We start from the raw sequence: 19711 nt of genomic DNA on the forward strand, positions 1-19711 counted from the left end.
GTATCAATCCATCTTCTAAAAAATACCAAATTAAAATGGATAAGACTGCTTATAGTGAAGTCAGCCCTTCATTTAGATAGTGACTATAAATATGTATATAGTAAGATTAAATTAAATCTTATAAAATAAATTTGGAGGAATAAAAATGAATGAAAAAAGTGAACAATTGATCCAAAGTACGAAAAAGCTAACATTACCGTTAGCGATTATTTATACGATTTCATCACTATTTTTAATCATTAGCTCTATGGGTCTGATGCTGATTCAAAGCATTGACTACAGTAAAGTAGATGGATTCACCCAAACACAAGCCGATTTATTAAAATCAACTTCTAGTGGTCTGGCGGCCTATACGATGTATGGAATAACCCTAGCGTCTATAGTGTTAACTGTTTTTCTATATATTTATAATGTAAGGCTAAAAAAAGGGATAGTTGTTGGAAAAGTTCCTTATCTAGGAGTTGGGGCATTACAACTTTATAGCATAGTTAAAGGCATCATGATGATTATTGGTGGATTGAGAATCGGTGAAATAGCAATAACTTCCAATATAGTGAGTCTAGGTATCAACTTAGCTATCTTGATTTTAGCCATATTAGCCCTAAAAAATTTATTCAAATTAGATACTGAAAAATCCGAAATTAAAGCTTAAAAAACCAATCATCCGAATTTGGATGATTGGTTTTTTATTGATCTAATACAATATCCTTCACTAATCCACTAGCTTTCATAAACATATACGTCACAATGGGACCAACGAATTTAAAGCCTCTTTTTTTCATATCTTTTGCTAAAGTTGCTGCTAATGGAGAAGAATTCGGTACCTCAGAAGCATCAATGTATTCCAACTCAATCGGTTCATTATCAACAAAGTTCCATAAGTAAGTTGCGAAACTGCCAAACTCTTTTTGAATGCCAATAATTGCTCGAGCGTTCGTAATGGTTGCATCAATTTTTCGTGGGTTACGGATCATATTAGGATCTTCCATGATTCGCTCAATATCATCTGGCATCATAGCAGCTACTTTAGCAATTTCCATATTGTCAAAATTCTTAAAAAAGACCTCACGTTTCCCTGCAGCAACCTTCCAACTTAAGCCTACCTGAAAGGTTCCAACAGTTAAAAGTTCAAACAATAGTTGATCATCATGTGTTGGCTTCCCCCATTGATTATGATAAAAATTCATACCAGCCTTTGTATCAACTTGTTGGATTTCTTCTTTTTTTTTCATTGAGGAACCAGCACCTTTTCTTAAATAGTCAAGCCTATTATACCATACTCTTAGTTAGTGAAATTTTATGGAAATGAATAACTAATCCCACTTTTTTTCTGAATTTTCCTTTTTTGAGAATGTCTATTTTATCATGCTATACTAAACTGTATTTAAAACATATTTAAAAGGAGAGAAAGAAACTTGATTTATATTGCTATTTTTATTTTATTGATTATTGTTATACCGAAACATAATAAAGCAGAAAAGGAAGCTGGACATTTATTTATTGATACTTATAATGTACCGGTTAAAAAAATTAGAAATCCAGTTCGACAAATGTTTAAATTAGAAAAACAGTTTAACATTAAGGGAATTCGTTCGTATCAATTGAAAACATTAGCTATTATTGGCGGTGCATTTTTTGGTGGTTTGGCTTTAATCTTGATTGGAGCTTATATGATTGTAGAATTAGGAAAGACTGCAAACATTGTGGTAATGGGATTACTGATAGGTATAGGTACATTGATTCTATTTGTTGGAACGATTTATACGTACATCCGTTTGTTCAAAATACATGCTAAAATTCGCCCACAAACTTGGGGGAAATTGCTTCAGCAAGTTGATCCTAAACTAGACACAACTTTTTTACAAAATAAGAACTGGCAAAAAGCTTTGTTAGTAGTTTTAGTTGAGAATAAAGACTAATCTATTCATTATAAAAGACCACATCATTTTTTCGATGTGGCCTTTTTGTTATAAATTTTGAACATATAGATAGATACAACCAATCCCCAAAGCAAGCAATAAGCCTAAAGTTAACAACTCATAAATTGGGAGCTTTCTGCTGATAATAGTAGGTGGTCGATAATCTGGGTTTATTCGCCTAGTTTCCAAATCAGCATTTGTAGTTAGGATATCGCCTGCTGGCATTTGAATGAATAAGAGGAATAGATAGCTAATTCCAGCAACTAATAATGGGGGAGCTTGCCAAAAATAAAATACAAGCCACGAAACTAAAATTGGGAGAGTAAGTAATAGTGAAAGTACTAAAAGTTGTTTTTTTATGTTAATCACTCCTTCATTAAATTATAATCTAATACTCATTATACAGGATATTAGAGTACCTGACATTAATTTTTTGGATAAACTAAATAAATTTACTTAATTTATTCTGTCTTGCATTTGCAACTAGAGCATGTTATTATGTTTGTGTAATCGGTTACACAATAATGAAAAGTGGTGAGTACTAATGACGACAATTAAAGATGTAGCAAGATTAGCAGGTGTATCTGTAGCAACTGTTTCTCGGGCCATGAATAATAGTGGCTATGTTGGAGCAGAATCGCGTCGTAAGATTGAGGTTGCAATTGCCGAGTTGAATTTCTATCCTAACGAAGTCGCTAGATCACTGTATCAAAAAAAATCTAAATTTGTTGGTTTATTATTACCAGATATATCCAATCCATTTTTCCCGTTGTTAGCTAAGGGTGTCGAAGATAAGATGAATCAAATGGGATACCAATTAATCTTAGGAAATGTTCAAGAGAACATGGAGAAGGAAAAAGAGTATTTAAAAACCTTTGCTCAAAATAATGTTGCAGGTGTTCTATCAGCGATTAATGGCGGTATCAATAAGTTAGGTGGCATTCCGTTTGTAATGCTTGATCGTGTTGCTGATGAGGAAGAGTATGGCGTTCATTCTAATGATTTTCAAGGTGGACAGTTAGCCGCAACAGCAATTGCAGAACGAAATCCACATGAGATTGTCGTCTTAGTTGGTCCGCGTAATGTTCCTGGTTCTTTAGAAAGACTTCGTGGGATTGAAGAAGTTTTACACGCGCGAAAACGGACGTATCAGTTATTAGAAACAAGTTCCTTTCAGTTCGATGCAACGAAAGAGACCACCAGCGAGTTATTTGCTAGATTCCCTAAAGTGGACAGTGTGATTGCTTCCAATGATGTTCATGCGTTGGCGATTTTACAAGAAGCCTTAAGAAGAGGAATTAAGATTCCCGAGGAACTGCAGATTATTGGCTATGATGATATTCCTTTTAGCAAAATGCTGTTTCCAAGCCTAGCGACAATTTCCCAACCGGCATATGAAATTGGCTATCAAGGTGCAGAGTTGTTATGTGATCGAATTGAAGACAACTATATTAAAGAGAAAATGATTCAGCTACCTGTTAAATTGGAAGTGCGTGAATCCCTTAGAAAGAAGGAGATAGAATGAATATAATTACGGTAATTGGAAGTTTATCAACGGATTTTGTTGTGATAGCAGACAAACGTCCGATGGTTGGTGAAACCGTTATGGGACAAGATTTTAAAACAACTTTTGGTGGAAAAGGAGCAAATCAAGCTGTAGCGGCTGCTCGCTTAGGTGGAAAAGTTGAGATGGTAGGTAAAGTCGGTTCTGATTTATTCGGTGCTGAAATCCGAGATAATCTTATTGCAAATCATGTCTCTGTAACACATGTGGAACCCGTTACACATTTAGCGAGTGGCTCGGCTCATATTACGTTAGCAGAAGGTGATAACAGTATTATCGTTGTTCCAGGAGCAAATAATGCAGTAGATCAGCAAGAAATTCTGAAAATTCATGATCTTCTAAGACGAAGTGCAATGGTTGTCTTACAACAAGAAATTCCTAGTGAAACGGTTCGTGAAGTAATTGAATTTTGTTATCAGGAAGGGATTCCAACGATTTTAAATCCAGCGCCGGCTCGTGAGTTGAGTCTAGGTTTAATTGAAAAGGTTACTTATCTGACACCAAATGAACATGAGTTTCAAGCTTTATTTCCTGATTTAAGTATCTCAGAAGGCTTGAAGCAGTATCCAAATAAGTTAATGATAACCGTTGGAAGCAAAGGTGTTCTGATTCATAATGGTTCCGAGGAAGTCTTGATTCCAGCATATAAAGTCACACCGATTGATACAACTGGTGCAGGGGATACATTTAATGGAGCTTTTTCAGTAGGAATTACCGAGGGTTTAGATATTGAAACTAGCATTCGTTTTGGCAATCTAGCGGCAGCGTTGTCGATTCAAAAATTCGGAGCCCAAGGTGGTATGCCGACACTTAAAGAAATGAAGGAGCATCCAGCATATGAAAAAACATGGAATTTTAAATAGCGAGATAGCTAAAGTTTTAGCAGACTTAGGACACATGGATCAAATAACTATCGGGGACGCTGGCTTACCAGTCCCTGATGGAATTCCTAAAATTGATTTAGCCTTGGCTCTATCGGACCCACCTTTTCAAAAGGTTTTAGCTTTAGTTTTAGGTGACATGATAGTGGAAAAAATGTTTCTGGCGACCGAAATTCAGCAAAAAAATCCGACTCAGTTAGTAGCAATTCAACAAGTAGCACCAGAAATTCCAATTGACTATGTGTCGCATGAGGAGTTTAAAAAACAAATGGCTCACTCTAAAGTAGTGATACGAACCGGAGAAGCAACACCGTTTTCAAATGTTATTCTGCAAGCTGGAGTTATTTTTTAACTAAGGAGGGCTAGACGATGGAAGTCAGAATGAAGGATATTTATAAAGCTTTTGGTAGTAATGCTGTTTTAGAAGGAGTGAATTTTGCGATTCAAGGTGGCGAAATTCATGCTTTAATGGGCGAAAATGGTGCAGGTAAGTCAACGATGATGAATATTTTGACAGGGCTGCATAAAAAAGATCAAGGAAAGATTTTTATTAATGAAGAAGAGCGTTACTATGAAAATCCTAAAGAAGCTGAGGAAAATGGTGTCAGTTTTATTCATCAAGAAATGAATACGTGGCCACAAATGACGGTGCTAGAAAATCTTTTTATTGGGAAAGAATTAAAATCAGCATTTGGACTTATTCGTACAAAAGAAATGAAAGCGCTGGCAAATAAAACCTTTACAGAACTAGGGATAGATTTGGATTTGGATGCTGAAGTTCAGACCTTATCTGTTGGGCAACAGCAAATGATTGAAATCGCCAAATCCTTAATGACCGATTGCCAAGTGTTAATTATGGACGAACCGACTGCGGCCTTGACCGATCGTGAAATTCAAATGCTCTTTAAAATTATTCGCCATTTAAAATCAAAAGGTGTGGCTATTATTTATATTTCTCATCGGATGGAAGAGATTTTTGCCTTAAGTGATCGGATTACTGTAATGCGTGATGGAATGACGGTAGATACGGTGGCGACTAAGGATACGAATGTGGATGAAGTTGTGAGGAAAATGGTAGGGCGTGAGATTAGTGACTATTATCCACAAAAGAAAGCTGAAATTGGTGGAACGGTTTTTGAAGTGAAGAACCTTTCTGGGAAAACAGGCTTTCAAGGGATTTCCTTTGCAGTTAAGGCAGGAGAAATTGTTGGTTTTTCAGGTTTGATGGGTGCTGGACGAACAGAGATTATGCGTGGAATTTTTGGCATTGATCCATTGGAAAGTGGTGAGATTTTTATTGAAGGTCAAAAGGTAGTACTAAAAAATCCAAGTACGGCAATAGCTGCGGGAGTTGGGTTTTTAACAGAGAATCGTAAAGATGAAGGGTTAGTTTTAGATTTTTCGATTAAGGATAATATTAGTTTGCCGAGTATTGATAATTTTCGCGTAAGGGGACTGGTTGATCAGAAAACCGAAGCTGAATTTGTCCAATTGTTAATGGAACGTTTAACGGTTAAAGCGCAAAATGCTGAAATAGCAGCCGGTAGTTTATCTGGCGGAAATCAACAAAAGGTGGTCCTAGCTAAATGGATTGGGATTGGACCAAAAATCTTGATTCTAGATGAACCGACTCGCGGTGTGGACGTCGGAGCGAAGCGTGAATTGTATCAGTTAATGAATGAACTGGCTGAACGTGGCGTAGCAATTGTAATGGTTTCCAGTGATTTACCAGAAGTTTTAGGCGTTAGCGATCGAATTTTAGTCGTTCATGAAGGGCGAATTGCTGGGGAATTAAGTCGAAATGAAGCGACTCAAGAAAAAATAATGAATCTTGCAACAGGAGGAAACAAATCATGAAAAATGAAGTGAACTTAACTGCACCCAAAAAACGTTATGACACAAAAGAATTACTTGGAAAACTAGGTCCATTGCTGGCTTTGATTGTATTAATAGCCATCGTTACGATTATGAATCCCAACTTTGTCGCTCCAATTAACTTATTAAATCTATTAAGACAAGTTTCAGTAAATGCGCTGATTGCTTTTGGGATGACTTTTGTCATTTTGACTGGTGGGATTGATCTATCAGTTGGATCAACGATGGCTTTAAGTGGCGCACTGGTAGCCGGAATGATTACATCTGGCGTAGATCCATTACTGGCAATGATTGGCGGTGTTTTAATCGGTGGAGTTTTAGGATCAGTAAATGGTTTATTGATTACAAAAGGCAAGATGGCTCCATTTATTGCAACATTGGCTACTATGACGATTTACCGTGGCGCAACGCTAGTTTATACAAATGGGAATCCAATTACAGGGATTGGCGATAGTTTTATTTTTAAATTTATTGGGCGTGGCTATTTATTTGGAATTCCCTTTCCTGTTATTTTAATGTTAATTGCTTTTGGTATTTTGTTCTTATGTTTACACAAAATGACCTTTGGACGTAAAACTTATGCGATTGGAGGCAATGAGAAAGCGGCCTTTGTTGCTGGGATTAAGATTGATCGTGTCAAAGTCATGATTTATGCATTATCAGGAATGATGGCTTCAATCAGTGGAATTATTATTACCTCTCGTTTAAATTCAGCTCAGCCAAATGCAGGACAAGCGTACGAAATGGATGCCATTGCGGCAGTCGTATTAGGCGGAACAAGCCTATCTGGTGGTCGTGGTCGGATTTTTGGAACGTTAATTGGTGCGTTAATTATTGGCACGCTGAATAATGGCTTGAATTTGCTAGGAGTATCTAGTTTTTATCAACAAATTGTTAAAGGAATCGTGATTATTATCGCTGTTTTGTTAGATCGCAAGAAAAAATAAAAACTACTAGGAGGAAGAATCATGAAAAAGTTAGTAACGTTAGGAATTGCATCGATGTTATTGTTAGCAGGTTGTGGAGCGGCAACATTAGAAGGGGAAAATACTGGGAGCGACAAAGTAGAGCAGAAGGCGACTAAAGATTTAGTTATTGGTGTTTCATTATCAACATTAAATAATCCATTTTTTGTTTCTGTTGAAGATGGGATTCAAAAATTAGCAGATAAAGAAGGAACCAAAGTCAAGATTGTTGATGCACAAGATGATACGGCTAAACAAAGCAATGATGTGGATGATTTGATCCAACAAGGTGTGGATGTACTTTTAATTAATCCTGTAGATTCCTCAGCAATTACGCCGGCTGTTGAATCAGCCAATGCAGCGAATATTCCAGTAATCGCTATTGACCGTGATAGTGAAGGTGGGAAATTATTGAGTTTAGTAGCTTCAAATAACGTTGCCGGCGGTGAAATGGCAGCTAAATATATTGAAGAATTAGTTGGCAGTTCAGCAAAAGTAGCAGAATTACAAGGAATACCAGGTGCTTCCGCAACTCGTGAACGTGGCAAAGGATTTGATGATTATGCAAAAGATAAACTGGATATTGTAGTTCAACAATCCGCTAGCTTTGATCGTGCCAAAGGTCTGACCGTAATGGAAAATATGCTACAATCAACCCCCGATATTCAAGCAGTTTTCGCACAAAATGATGAAATGGCGTTAGGCGCTGTTGAAGCCATCGGCGCAGCTAATAAAACGGATAAGATTGTGATTGTTGGATTTGATGGAACCGAAGATGGGCTAAAAGCCATTAAAGCTGGGAAAATGAATGCAACAGTCGCGCAAAAACCAGAAAAAATGGGTGAGATTGCCTTACAAACCGCATTTGATCACTTTGCAGGAAAGAAAGTTGAAAAGAAAATTGATTCACCATTGGAGTTAGTTAAAGAATAGACGATTTAATCTAGCTTAAACAGTTGAAATGGACAATGTTTAAGCTGGTTTTTTTTGTGGAGAAGAAATTTGAGTCTAAGATGATGTTAGTACTAAGCTTTTCACTACTAGTTTTGCTAAATTAAGTTTATAATAGGAATAAGCAACTTCTTAAAAGGAAGTAAGTGGATTATATAGGAGGACAAGCAAAAATGAAAATTAGTGTTCGTCATCGATTTATTAAAAAAATTCCTGTTTTAGAAGTAGTAGGAGAAGAGTTAAAAGGAGATGTTTTGCCTTTAATTGTGTATTATCATGGGTGGCAATCGTCTAAAGAATTAGTACTGACCCAAGCTAGAAAGTTAGCACAAAAAGGGATACGCGTGATTTTGCCAGATGCCATGCATCATGGAGAACGGAAAACAGGTTCAATTTCTATGATTCCTTCGATTACATTTTGGTCAAGTATTCATTATAATTTAGCAGAATTTTCACTATTGGTTACTTATTTTCAAAAAGCTAATTTGATTGAAGGTAATCGAATTGGTGTTGGTGGCGTTTCAATGGGAGGAATTACAACATGTGCATTATTAACGCAGCATCCAGAGATTCAAGCAGCCGCCTGTATGATGGGAACTCCAGCACCCTTAAATTATATTCAACGAGTGATCGCATCGGCTAAAGCAAGAGAAATCGATGTTCCTAAAGATTTAGTTCAATTATTGAGCTGGGTGGAGCATTATGATTTATCCGCAGAACCACAAAAAATCAATCAACGTCCGCTCCTTTTCTGGCATGGTACAGAAGATGAGAAGATTCCGTATGAAGATGCCCATGATTTTTATAAAAAGGTTGAAAATGAAGTATATGCTAAGAATATCCGCTTCTTAACAGAAGAAGGCGAAGGTCACTTAGTCCGTGGTGAAGTTATGGATCAAGTGGTTGATTTCTTTGCAATAGAGTTGTAGCCGTTCTTGTCTTTTCATTCTACAATATGGTATACTTAACACGAAAAGGAACCATGCGTCAACATGATTCCCTTTAGACAAGCCGTTCAAAAGACGGTAGCTAGATTTGGATAATTAAAAAGATAATCATCTGCACTGGCTAAAGTGTTTAATCAGATGGTTATTTTTGTTTTTATGATCGTAAATTTTTAAAGCTAAGGTTGTGAATGCCAAGGCAAACATCAACGCTTCAAAAATAGACATGTTTATTCCTTTCTAGGAGTAAAGCTATCAATTAAAAACATAGGCAATCACCCCTTTTTCCAGAGATTTAGCCACCATCTTTCGCACTTTTTATAAATGTATTTTATCACAAAAAAACGTTGGTAATTTTAAAAAAAGTGAATTTTATGTCATTTTTTTGATATCGTTAAATGGCGTATACATTTGTGATTGGATATGAGAAAATAAGTAAAGACTTTAGAGAATTGGAGCGAAAAAAATGACATTTGAAGCAATCTTACCTCATTTAAAAAACGGTGAAAAAATCATTCGTAGCGGTTGGGGCGGCACTGAATTATATGTAATTATGGAACCAACAAGCACACACAAAGGTGAAGAGTTAACTCCTTATTTTCTAATCAAAACAGCAGATGAAGGTTATAGTATGTTTTCACCAACAGTTTGTGATATTTTAGCAGAAGATTGGGAATTAGTTAAATAATACAATAAAGCCAGATTTGACGGAGATAGTAGCTTTCAAATACTGGCTTTTTCTGTGAAAAAAATAAAGCAAAGAGGGATTAAAATGATTATTCAAGAGTTTAAAGAAAAAACAATTTTTATTACAGGAATTTCTTCTGGAATCGGTCAAGCGCAAGCGGAGGCCTTTTTAAAACAAGGTGCTACGGTTTTTGGACTAGATTATTCAGAAAAGGGAATAAGTGACAATTCAGCCTTTTATCAAAAATACAAAGAACAATTTGCTTATCGAATTGGGGATGTTGCTCGTTCAGAAGATGTAACTCAAGCTGTCAAGGCAGCGCTTCAAAAATTTGGAAAGATTGATATCTTGCTGAATACAGCTGGTATTTTAGATAATTATACGCCGACTCTTGAGACGACAGAAGAGCTGTGGGATCGAGTGATGAATACAAACTTAAAAGGGATGTATTTAGTAACCAATGCGATTTTGCCACGGATGATTGCACAAAAACAAGGTGTCGTTGTGAATATGGCCTCGATTGCAGGAATGGTAGCAGGTGGCGGCGGTGCGGCATATACGGCTTCTAAACATGGCATTATCGGATATACAAAGCAATTAGACTACGATTATGCCAAGGTTGGAATTCGTGCAAACGCCATTGCTCCCGGTGCGATTGAAACACCAATGAATCAGGCAGATTTTGCTGGAACAGGTGAAATGGCGAAGTGGGTAGCCAAAGAAACACCTGCTGGACGTTGGGCTCAACCGAGTGAAGTTGCCGATTTAACGTTATTTTTAGCAAGTAGTCATGCTGATTATATTCATGGCACAGTGATGCCGATTGATGGCGGCTGGATTGAAAAATAAAAGCTTTAAAACCAAGCTTGATAGTGTATAATAAATAATGAAAATGAGAAGATGATTTCTAATCATTCAATCGGGTTCAATCGGGGAAAATTAATAAATCCCCACTACGGCACTTCAGTTGGCTTATGTCAGTTCCTTTGGCCGTAGTTATGACTAAATCAAGCAGCAAAATAGTTTGCCTTGGTTTATAAAGGAGAAAACAAATGAATAAGATTAAATCAAGGCAGGACTCTAGAGTCCAATGGTCTGCCACTACTCTTGTGAAAATGAGTTTAGTCACGGCTTTGTATGTTGCAATCACGTTATTTTTAGCTGTGATTAGTTTTGGCGTTGTGCAAATTCGCTTATCAGAGATGTTCAATTACTTGGCAATTTATAATAAGCGCTATATTTTAGCCGTAACTTTGGGAGTTATGTTAGCAAACCTATTTTCCCCATTAGGATTAATTGATGTTGTCGTAGGCGGGTTATCGACGTTTATCGTCTTAGTTATTGTTCACTATGTCACGAAAAAAATTCAACATCCTATTTGGAAGTTTATTGTTACAGGGTTGATTTGTAGTTTCTCAATGTTTACGATTGCAGGGCAATTGGCGCTTCTTTTTGATGCTCCATTTTGGGCTACATGGTTAGCAATTGCCATCGGAGAATTAGTCTCTATGTCAGTAGGTGGAGTGATTATGTACTTGGTTAGTCAGAAAATTGACTTGAAAAAATAAATAGTAAATAAAAAATAATCATTTGCCAGCCCGAAAAAAAGGGAAAGGCAGATGATTATTTTTGTTTGGTGAAGTTTTATTATTCATAACGTAAAGCATGTGCAGGATCTAATTTCATCGCTTTTCTTGCTGGAATTAATGCCGCAACCATGGCTAATAAGCAACTAATCAAGAAAACACCAATAACGGAAAGCAAGTGAAATTGATAGACGGAAATCATTTTTGGATAGTATTCTTTGATACCTAGATTAATTAAGGAACCAATTCCTAATGAACTAAGTAGAGCAAAAATATTTGCCGTAATCGTGATTAAAAGTGCTTCGCTTAAAAAAATTTGTGAGACGTAGCTATTTCTAAAGCCAACGGCCTTCATGACCCCAATTTCTTTAATTCGTTCCATAACACTAATGTAAAGCACGATACCAATCATAACAACTGCAACAATTACAGCTTGTGAAGACATGAAAATTAAAAGTCCTTGAACGATTTTAACAAAATTCATGACGACTTCTACTACACTTGTTTGAGAAACTGCAGTATAGCGTTTGGTTTTATTTAATTTAGCGACGACCTTCTCATTATTATCGACATCTTTAAGCTCAACGATAGCTGAAGAAATTACTTTTTCAAAACCTGCATCTGTTAAGACTGTTGTTAATTGTGGAATCGACATATAGGCTGGCTGAGGGTTATTTGTATCGTCAGAATCAATTATTCGCTTGATTTTTGTGGTGTAAACAGTATGCTTCGTCTCGCTGTTGCCATTTTCAACTAAGGTTAAATGAACTTCTTTTCCGATTAAGGTATCGGCGGTATAGGTTGTATCATGTTCTTTATTGAAATCATCAAGAAAGTTTTTTGTTAAAGTTAATCCGTCTTCTGTAGTATCAGAATAAAGAGAACCAGCAAGTACTTCTTTGGAGTCTGTGGCAGCCATCTTGATTTTCGTTGTTGAAAAGAGACTTTTTAGTTGTGAATAGGCTGGTAAAGTAGTAGCGATATCTAATTTTTTACTATCCAATTCAATCGCTTCGATTTGTGTAGCAAAAGGTGTTTCAAAATGTTTAATGTTAGTGTTGCCAATCGTTTTTTTGATTGCTGCTTGATTATCTTGGTTGAGGTAACCTGGCGTATCCGCTCCAGTCTTTAACATCACTTGAATCTGAGTTGGAATATTACCTGAACCAACTTCTTGATCGATTTGACTGGCGACACCTTGACCGAGACCCAGAGATAAAAGAATTCCTGTTAAGCCAATCGACGTTCCCAAAGCAACTAACAAATTGCGGTATTTTCGTTGTTTAAAGTTTTTAAAGGCAATTTTAAAAGCTTTAAATGGAGAAAAAACAATTTTTTGCTCAGTGAATTTTTGTTTCTTGGCTCCCTTATCCGACAAGGTGAGTTCTTCACGAATAATCTGTCCATCTTTCATTTCAATAATATGAGTGGCAAAATCAGCTACTTCAGGATTATGGGTAACCACCACCACGAGCTTTCCTTTATTGGCTAGCTTTTTTAAAATTTTTAAAATAGCTTGTTGGGATTTAGAGTCTAAAGCACCTGTTGGTTCATCCGCAATAATTACTTTAGGATTATTGGATAAAGCTCGAGCGATGGCGACTCGTTGTTTTTGTCCACCAGAGAGCTGTGTAATGTTTTTATTCCAAAGCTTTTCTAGGCCAACGTTCTTCAGTAATTTCATGGCTTTTTTTTCTTTTTCTTCTTTGGTCCAATTATCTAATTCCATTGGGAGCATAACGTTTTCGATAACATTTAAATAAGGAATTAAATTGAAATTTTGAAAAACAAATCCAATCTCTCCTTTGCGATATTCGGCAATTTCTGCCTCAGAAAATTTGTGAATAGCCTTTTTTTGATAAAGAATTTTTCCTTCATAATCTTGGTCTAACCCACTAATAATATTTAGCAAAGTTGATTTTCCACAGCCGGAAGGACCATATATGGCTACAAATTCTCCACTATGTAGCTCTAAATCGATTTTTTTAAGTACTTTTTCCGAATGATCTTTTCCAAGTTGATAGCTTTTTTTTAATTTTTTAATTTTAAGCATTGTTACACTATTCTCCTTTTTAATTGTTCAGATAAATTTGAAAAGCAATCTTAATTTTACAGTAGTTTTCGTTACTATAAAAGACATGCATTATCTTTTATTTCCCGTGTATTACGAATAAATAAAAAACATCACAAGACCTTTAAACAATAGTAAAAATAGCTGCATATTGTTGATTTTCAAGTTGTAGATTGAATAAATAAATGAGTATTGAGGCAAAAGCATAGATTATTGTAGAAAACTCGAGTAATTAGTATATAATGATAAAGAGAATATTAATTATTGGAGGAATATATGGCAAATAATTATAGCGATTCATCATTAAAGATTTTTAGTTTAAATGGAAACCAACCTTTGGCAGAAAAAATTGCAAATGTTGTGGGAATTGAATTAGGAAAAAGTAGTGTTCGCCATTTTAGCGATGGTGAAATTCAGATTAACATTGAAGAAAGCATCCGTGGCGATCACGTTTATATTATTCAATCAACAAGTAATCCAGTTAACGATCATTTATTAGAACTTTTAATTATGATTGATGCTTTGAAACGTGCAAGTGCAGCAACAATTAATGTCGTTATGCCATACTTTGGTTATGCAAGACAGGATCGAACTGCAAAACCAAGAGAACCGATTACAGCTAAGTTAGTTGCGAATCTGATTCAAAAAGCAGGGGCAACTCGAGTGTTGACCTTAGATTTACACACAGTTCAACTCCAAGGTTTTTTTGATATTCCAGTAGATAATTTATTTACACTACCTTTATTGGCTGAGCATTATCGCCATTTAGGGTTATGTGAAGAAGAAGTTGTCATAGTTTCTCCTAAGAATAGTGGTGTTGGTCGTGCGTGGGTTCTTTCAGAATATTTAAATGCAACCTTAGCGATTATAGATCATCATATTGATGAATCGGGCAATGAAAAAGGCTATGTAATTGGGAATATTATTGGGAAAACATGTATTATGATTGATGATATGATTAATACTGGTGAAACCTTAGCAAAAGGTGCCAATGTTTTAATGACAGAAGGCGCAAAAGATGTTTACGCTTGTGCATCTCATGGACTATTTTCAGCTAATGCAACGGAGTTATTAAACGCTGCTCCAATCAAAAAAATCTGTGTGACAGATTCAATTGATTTATCTAATAAAGCAACACCAGAAGTAGTAGACATTATTACATGTGCTGATTTGATGGGCGATGGAATTAAACGAATCCATGAAAATATCCCAATGAGCCCACTTTTTAAATTTTAATCATGTAACATTAAATAGAGAGTGTATTTTTATCAACCTTACGACAGATAAAGAGTTTGAGATAAAACTATTTTTTAGTTTTATCTCAAACTCTTTTTTTGTAAACATATGACTTTTGTTGAAAAGGAAACAATAAATCATTATAATAGAAGGAGCAACGTACAAGTGGAGGGACAGTTCATGAATAAAAAAGAACAGGTTTTAGTTGATTTTAGAAGCTTATTTGATAAATTAGCTTGGTTGAATAAGAACAAAATGGAAGTTAGCCTCCAAGGATACCAGTCTTCGGAAGTACATTGTATTGAATATATTGGAAAACATGTAGATGCAAATGTAACGAAATTAGCTGAAGCTTTTTATATGACAAGAGGAGCCATGAGCAAAGTAACGAGAAAGCTTATAAATAAAGATCTAATTGAAAGCTATCAAAAACCAGAGAATAAGAAGGAAATCTACTTTAGATTAACCGAACAAGGACAGAAGGTTTTTACTCTCCATGAAGAGTTGCATGAAGAATTTCGTCAGCGAGATCAAGTGGTTTTTGAAGAAATAACGGATGAGCAGTATGATACAATGCTTCGTTTTATTGAAAATTATAAACAGCATTTAGATACAGAAATCAACAAATTGAATCATGCAAATAATGAAACATAACACGAAATGAAATCAAGAAAGAGCAGTCAAAAAGACTGTTTTTTTTATTTTTCGTTATTTTTGTTGACAAGGAAACAAAAATAGATTATGCTGTATTTGTTTCTTAGGAAACTAAACGCACACAATTGATAGGAGAAATTAAATGTTCAAATCTAAATTACACAATCAAAATCATCAGGACTCAGAGCCAAATATCGATAAGCATGCTTTATTATTCGGACTAATCTCTGTTTTTCTGATTGGAATTAGCTTTAGTATTATCACCCCAGTCATTCCATTTATCGTACAGCCTTATATTCACAATCCAGCAAATCAAGCAATCATTGTAAGTTTACTAATGTCTGTTTACGCAGTTTGTATGTTTTTTTCAGCTCCGGTGCTAGGTGCTTTAAGTGATCGATATGGTCGCCGTCCATTGCTATTAGTAAGTTTACTGGGAGCGGCAATTGGTTTCTTAGTTTTCGGTCTTGGTGGAGCTTTATGGGTTTTGTTCGCTGGACGGATTATTGAAGGCATTACAGGTGGTAGTATTAGTACGATATTTGCTTATTTTGCAGATATCACTCCGCGTCAGCAACGGACTAAATATTTTGGCTGGATAAGTGCTATTGCCGGTTTTGGATCAATTATGGGACCAAGTCTTGGTGGAGTGATTGCCGCCAATTTTGGAAATACCGCACCACTTTATTTTGGTGCAATCATCACGTTATTAAATGTTATTTATGGCTTCTTCTTTATGCCTGAAAGCCTTGAAGAAGAAAATAGATTAAAAGAGATTACACGTGCAAGATTGAATCCCTTTATCCAACTTTTTAATGTCCTTTCTATTAAAAATTTGAATAGATTGCTTCTAGCAGCCTTTTTATTATGGATTCCTAGTGGATCAATTCAGGCTATTTTGTCTCAATTCACAATTGACAGTTTTAATTGGAAACCTGCTTTAATTGGACTTGTCTTTTCAATTATGGGTGTTCAAGATATTGTTTCACAAGGGTTAATTATGCCGAAACTGTTATTGAAATTTAGTGATAAGCAGATTGCTATAATTGGAATGACTGCTGAAATTATCGGTTATGGATTCATTGCAATATCTGCAATTTTTTCAGCATATATTTTCTTTATCGCAGGTATGTTTATCTATGGGTTTGGCGACTCAATCTTTGGTCCGTCTTTCAATGGTATGGTTTCTAAAGCAGCTGATGCCAGTGAACAAGGTCGTATTCAAGGAGGTAGTCAATCAATTCAATCATTAGCTAGAATCATTGGTCCAATCCTTGGTGGTCAGCTCTATGTCTTACTAGGTCATGCAGCTCCAGCGGTAATGGGCGTTGTTCTGCTTACGGTAGCGGTAGGTATTTTATCTAAGAGAACTCATATAAGTAGCTAAGTAAATTATGACTTTCTTTTATTTTTAACTAAATAACAAAAATAAATTGACATTCTCTTTTCCGTCATGCTATTATGAGTTATGTTAAAAAAAGATTAGAAAACAATGAGTAAAAACAGTGAAGAGAAGAGTAAACTTGAAATGAAGTCCAAAGAGAGCCTGTATTGGTGAGAACAGGTGGCGAATAGTAAGGTTGAACATGGTCTTGGAGTTGAGTGGTTAAACTAGAGGGAACTCTTTTAAACCATTACGGGTGCGACCGTTATATCGTTACAGTCTGACAAGCATTTTTTTGCTTAAGTACTGGATAAGGCAGTTTGTAGAGATGCAGCTGTAAAAAAAGGTGGTAACGCGACAATTTCGCCCTTTTATTAAATCATTCATGTGGATGGTTTAATAAAAGGGTTTTTTGTTGGAAAAAAAGAAGGGAGAACAAGTTTCAAGGAATTTATTAGGTAAGTTATGCTAATTAGAATGATCGACAACTATAATAACAAAAAAGGGGCAATTATTTATGAAGAAAAAACTTATTTTAACGATATTTGCAGGATTAATCATTGTATTTTTAGGAGCTTGTGGAGCAAAATCAGCTTCCACAGATAAAGCTAAGGTTGAAAAAGTAAAAATTGGTGTAGTTAGTGAAGCAGCTATTGAGATTTGGAAAGACGTTGCCAAACGTTTGAAAAGTCAAAATATTGATTTAGAGATTGTTCAATTTACCGATTATAATCAACCAAATATTGCGTTGAAAAATGGCGATATCAATTTAAATGCTTTTCAACATGTAGCCTTTTTAGAAGATTTTAATTCTAAAAATAATGCTGATTTAACACCAATTGGCTTTACCTTTGTTTCACCATTAGGAATTTATTCAAAGAAAATCAAAGATGCTAAAGAAATCAAAGATGGTGATACTATTGCAATTCCAAATGATACAACGAATGGCGGCAGAGCGCTATTATTACTACAGGCTTTGGATCTAATCAAACTTAATGCAAAAGGTGCATCGCCAGCAGTTACTGATATTACCGAGAATCCAAAAAATATTAAAATTAAAGAATTAGATGCTGCACAAACGGCTCGTTCTTTAGAAGATGTGACAGCTGCCGTTATCAATACGAACTATGCAGTTGATTCAGGTCTAAGTCCTAAGAAAGATGCACTTTATCTAGATACAGATAATATTTCAAATGTAAAAGATATTTATAAAAATGTCATTGCTGCATCAAGTAGCAAAGATAAAGATAACGCTGTCTATAAAAAAATTGTAGCTGAGTACCAAACGGAAGCTACGAAAAAACTAATTGACTCTACCACAGGTGGAACAGATATTCCGATTTGGGATGCTAAATAAGTGAATTACGAAAAAGTCTAAAAACGATAAAAAGTTTTTAGGCTTTTTATTTTTATTTACTTTCCGTATGATAACATGCATAAAAAACCACAAAAAGTATAAACATACATTTTGTGGTTTTTTTATTTTTTTAATAATAAATAAAAAACCTTTTAAAATGAAAAAATATAAAAAAATAAGTGTATAAAGAGACGGTTTATACGATTTTTATAACTTTTTAAAAGTGATAAAATAACAGATAATGAATATTTATAAGTCATTTTGATGAAATGATAAATCCTTGGTATTCTTTTCCTCGTAGATTTGGAGAAATCGCTTTCTCTACAAGCTATTCTTTTAGTGTAGTCCAAACAAAGTTCTAGGAGGTAAAAAAATGGAGAATCCGATTCATGTAATGTCCGAAATAGGTAAGCTTAAAACGGTACTTTTAAAAAGACCTGGTGAAGAGGTAGAGAATTTGACCCCTGATTTTATGGATAGGCTTTTATTTGATGATATCCCGTATTTACCCATTATTCAAGAGGAGCATGATTATTTTGCAAAAACCTTGATAGATAATGGTGCGGAGGTTTTGTATTTAGAAAAATTAGCGGCAGAAGCCATTGATGCAGGTAGTATTCGAGAGTTATTTGTAGAGCGTATGCTAACAGAATCAGCTATTTCTTCATCTAAAGTAGTTGAGGCATTAAAAGAGTATTTGTTAAGTATGACCACCGAAGGATTAGTTAGTAAAGTGATGTCAGGTGTGCGAACAAATGAAATTAATATTCATTCCAATGATTTAGAAAATATTTCTAATACAGAGCGTTATCCATTTTTTATGGATCCAATGCCTAATCTGTATTTTACTCGTGACCCAGCAGCATCAATGGGAAATGGATTAACAATTAACTCCATGCATTATCCAGCTAGACGTAGAGAATCAATGTTTATGGAAATAATTATTCAGCATCATCCACGCTTTGCTAATAAAGGTATTGAAGTTTGGTTGGATCGAAATCATCCTGAAAGCATCGAAGGTGGCGATGAGCTGATTTTAAATGAACGTGTGGTGGCTATTGGAATCTCGCAAAGAACTTCGGCGAAGGCCATTGAAGCTTTGGCAAAATCATTATTTAGTCGAAATAGTCATTTTGAAAAAGTGATTGCAATTAAAATTCCAAATATTCGAGCGATGATGCACTTAGATACAGTTTTTACAATGGTTGATTTTGATAAATTTACTATCCATCCAGGGATTCAAGCAGAAGGCGGTAAAGTGGACACGTATATTATTGAACCTAGCACCGTATTAGGTGAAGTACGAATGACCCAGCGTGAAGATCTGCAAGAAGTTTTACGAGAAGCCTTAAATGTTCCGGAACTGGTTTTAATTCCTTGTGGCAATGGGGATGAAATCGTAGCTCCTCGTGAGCAATGGAATGATGGGTCGAATACTTTAGCTATCGCACCAGGAGTAGTAGTAACTTATAATCGCAATTATGTATCAAATGAATTGTTAAGAAGTTACGGTGTAAAAGTGATTGAGGTCACGTCTAGTGAATTATCTCGTGGTCGTGGAGGTCCTCGCTGTATGAGTATGCCGTTAATCCGTGAAGATTTAAAAAAATAGTTTTACTAAACCGATCTTATCACT

General features: G+C 35.4%; 20 protein-coding genes and 1 other annotated feature. Of the genes, 17 read left to right on the top strand and 3 right to left on the bottom strand.

The genetic code is table 11. The annotated features are described in order from the left end of the window. The first annotated feature begins 145 nt into the window (after positions 1–145). Positions 146–652, top strand: a complete 507-nt coding sequence (locus BR43_RS11585; protein WP_034562114.1) for a hypothetical protein — start codon at positions 146–148, stop codon at positions 650–652. 34 nt (positions 653–686) lie between these two features. Here BR43_RS11585 and BR43_RS11590 read toward each other — a convergent pair whose 3' ends face one another. Next, positions 687–1232, bottom strand: a complete 546-nt coding sequence (locus tag BR43_RS11590; RefSeq protein WP_051933938.1) for a DNA-3-methyladenine glycosylase I — start codon at positions 1230–1232, stop codon at positions 687–689. Between the two features lie 183 nt (positions 1233–1415). Here BR43_RS11590 and BR43_RS11595 point away from each other — a divergent pair, with 183 nt between their 5' ends. After that, entirely contained in the window at positions 1416–1919 is a 504-nt protein-coding gene (locus tag BR43_RS11595) for a hypothetical protein (RefSeq protein WP_034562115.1), read from the top strand. Between the two features lie 48 nt (positions 1920–1967). On the opposite strand, the gene BR43_RS11600 is transcribed toward BR43_RS11595, so the two are convergent. Beyond that, complete coding sequence (locus BR43_RS11600; protein ID WP_034562117.1) at positions 1968–2288, bottom strand: hypothetical protein; 321 nt, start codon at positions 2286–2288, stop codon at positions 1968–1970. A gap of 175 nt (positions 2289–2463) precedes the next feature. Between BR43_RS11600 and BR43_RS11605 the strand changes: the two genes are divergently transcribed. The 10 genes from BR43_RS11605 (at position 2464) to BR43_RS11650 (ending at position 11355) form a co-directional block, all read left to right on the top strand. Beyond that, positions 2464–3444 carry a LacI family DNA-binding transcriptional regulator gene (locus BR43_RS11605; protein ID WP_034562119.1) on the top strand — a complete coding sequence of 327 codons (981 nt, stop codon included), beginning with the start codon at positions 2464–2466 and terminating at the stop codon, positions 3442–3444. Further along, complete coding sequence (rbsK, locus tag BR43_RS11610) at positions 3441–4346, top strand: ribokinase (RefSeq protein ID WP_034562121.1); 906 nt, start codon at positions 3441–3443, stop codon at positions 4344–4346. Before BR43_RS11605 ends, rbsK begins: the two co-directional genes overlap by 4 nt. Beyond that, positions 4321–4716 (top strand): D-ribose pyranase, encoded by a 396-nt coding sequence (rbsD, locus tag BR43_RS11615; RefSeq protein WP_034562122.1) that lies wholly within the window; start codon positions 4321–4323, stop codon positions 4714–4716. Before rbsK ends, rbsD begins: the two co-directional genes overlap by 26 nt. Positions 4717–4733: 17 nt before the next feature. Continuing rightward, positions 4734–6221 carry a sugar ABC transporter ATP-binding protein gene (locus BR43_RS11620; RefSeq protein WP_034562123.1) on the top strand — a complete coding sequence of 496 codons (1488 nt, stop codon included), beginning with the start codon at positions 4734–4736 and terminating at the stop codon, positions 6219–6221. Then, positions 6218–7186 (top strand): ABC transporter permease subunit, encoded by a 969-nt coding sequence (locus BR43_RS11625; RefSeq protein WP_034562124.1) that lies wholly within the window; start codon positions 6218–6220, stop codon positions 7184–7186. Before BR43_RS11620 ends, BR43_RS11625 begins: the two co-directional genes overlap by 4 nt. Before the next feature lie 54 nt (positions 7187–7240). Then, entirely contained in the window at positions 7241–8137 is an 897-nt protein-coding gene (locus BR43_RS11630) for a D-ribose ABC transporter substrate-binding protein (RefSeq protein WP_245617904.1), read from the top strand. Between the two features lie 191 nt (positions 8138–8328). Further along, a complete protein-coding gene (locus BR43_RS11635) occupies positions 8329–9084 on the top strand; it encodes an alpha/beta fold hydrolase (protein ID WP_034562126.1) in 756 nt (251 codons plus the stop codon). 481 nt (positions 9085–9565) lie between these two features. Further along, positions 9566–9787 (top strand): DUF2829 domain-containing protein, encoded by a 222-nt coding sequence (locus tag BR43_RS11640; RefSeq protein WP_034562127.1) that lies wholly within the window; start codon positions 9566–9568, stop codon positions 9785–9787. An 84-nt stretch (positions 9788–9871) separates the two neighbouring features. Then, on the top strand, positions 9872–10636 hold the full coding sequence (locus BR43_RS11645) for a 3-oxoacyl-ACP reductase (protein WP_034562128.1): 765 nt from the start codon (positions 9872–9874) through the stop codon (positions 10634–10636). Positions 10637–10839: 203 nt separating this feature from the next. Next, positions 10840–11355, top strand: coding sequence for a QueT transporter family protein (locus tag BR43_RS11650; protein ID WP_034562130.1), 516 nt, complete (start codon positions 10840–10842; stop codon positions 11353–11355). Between the two features lie 79 nt (positions 11356–11434). Here BR43_RS11650 and BR43_RS11655 read toward each other — a convergent pair whose 3' ends face one another. Beyond that, a complete protein-coding gene (locus BR43_RS11655; protein ID WP_034562132.1) occupies positions 11435–13426 on the bottom strand; it encodes an ABC transporter ATP-binding protein/permease in 1992 nt (663 codons plus the stop codon). Between the two features lie 294 nt (positions 13427–13720). Here BR43_RS11655 and BR43_RS11660 point away from each other — a divergent pair, with 294 nt between their 5' ends. The 5 genes from BR43_RS11660 to arcA all read left to right on the top strand — a co-directional run bounded on the left by BR43_RS11660 (position 13721) and on the right by arcA (position 19687). Further along, positions 13721–14680 (top strand): ribose-phosphate diphosphokinase, encoded by a 960-nt coding sequence (locus tag BR43_RS11660; RefSeq protein ID WP_034562133.1) that lies wholly within the window; start codon positions 13721–13723, stop codon positions 14678–14680. Positions 14681–14860: 180 nt separating this feature from the next. Next, positions 14861–15334 (top strand): MarR family transcriptional regulator, encoded by a 474-nt coding sequence (locus BR43_RS11665; protein ID WP_034562134.1) that lies wholly within the window; start codon positions 14861–14863, stop codon positions 15332–15334. A gap of 142 nt (positions 15335–15476) precedes the next feature. Beyond that, positions 15477–16721 (top strand): MFS transporter, encoded by a 1245-nt coding sequence (locus tag BR43_RS11670; RefSeq protein WP_034562135.1) that lies wholly within the window; start codon positions 15477–15479, stop codon positions 16719–16721. A 109-nt stretch (positions 16722–16830) separates the two neighbouring features. Beyond that, positions 16831–17092, top strand: a binding site (T-box leader). Between the two features lie 143 nt (positions 17093–17235). Next, positions 17236–18075, top strand: coding sequence for a MetQ/NlpA family ABC transporter substrate-binding protein (locus BR43_RS11675; protein ID WP_034562136.1), 840 nt, complete (start codon positions 17236–17238; stop codon positions 18073–18075). 373 nt (positions 18076–18448) lie between these two features. Further along, the gene (arcA, locus tag BR43_RS11680; protein WP_034562140.1) at positions 18449–19687 is read left to right on the top strand and encodes an arginine deiminase; all 1239 of its coding nucleotides are present in this window, start codon (positions 18449–18451) and stop codon (positions 19685–19687) included. The last annotated feature ends 24 nt before the right edge of the window (positions 19688–19711 follow it).

The organism is Carnobacterium gallinarum DSM 4847, from assembly GCF_000744375.1.
Lineage (GTDB): Bacteria > Bacillota > Bacilli > Lactobacillales > Carnobacteriaceae > Carnobacterium > Carnobacterium gallinarum.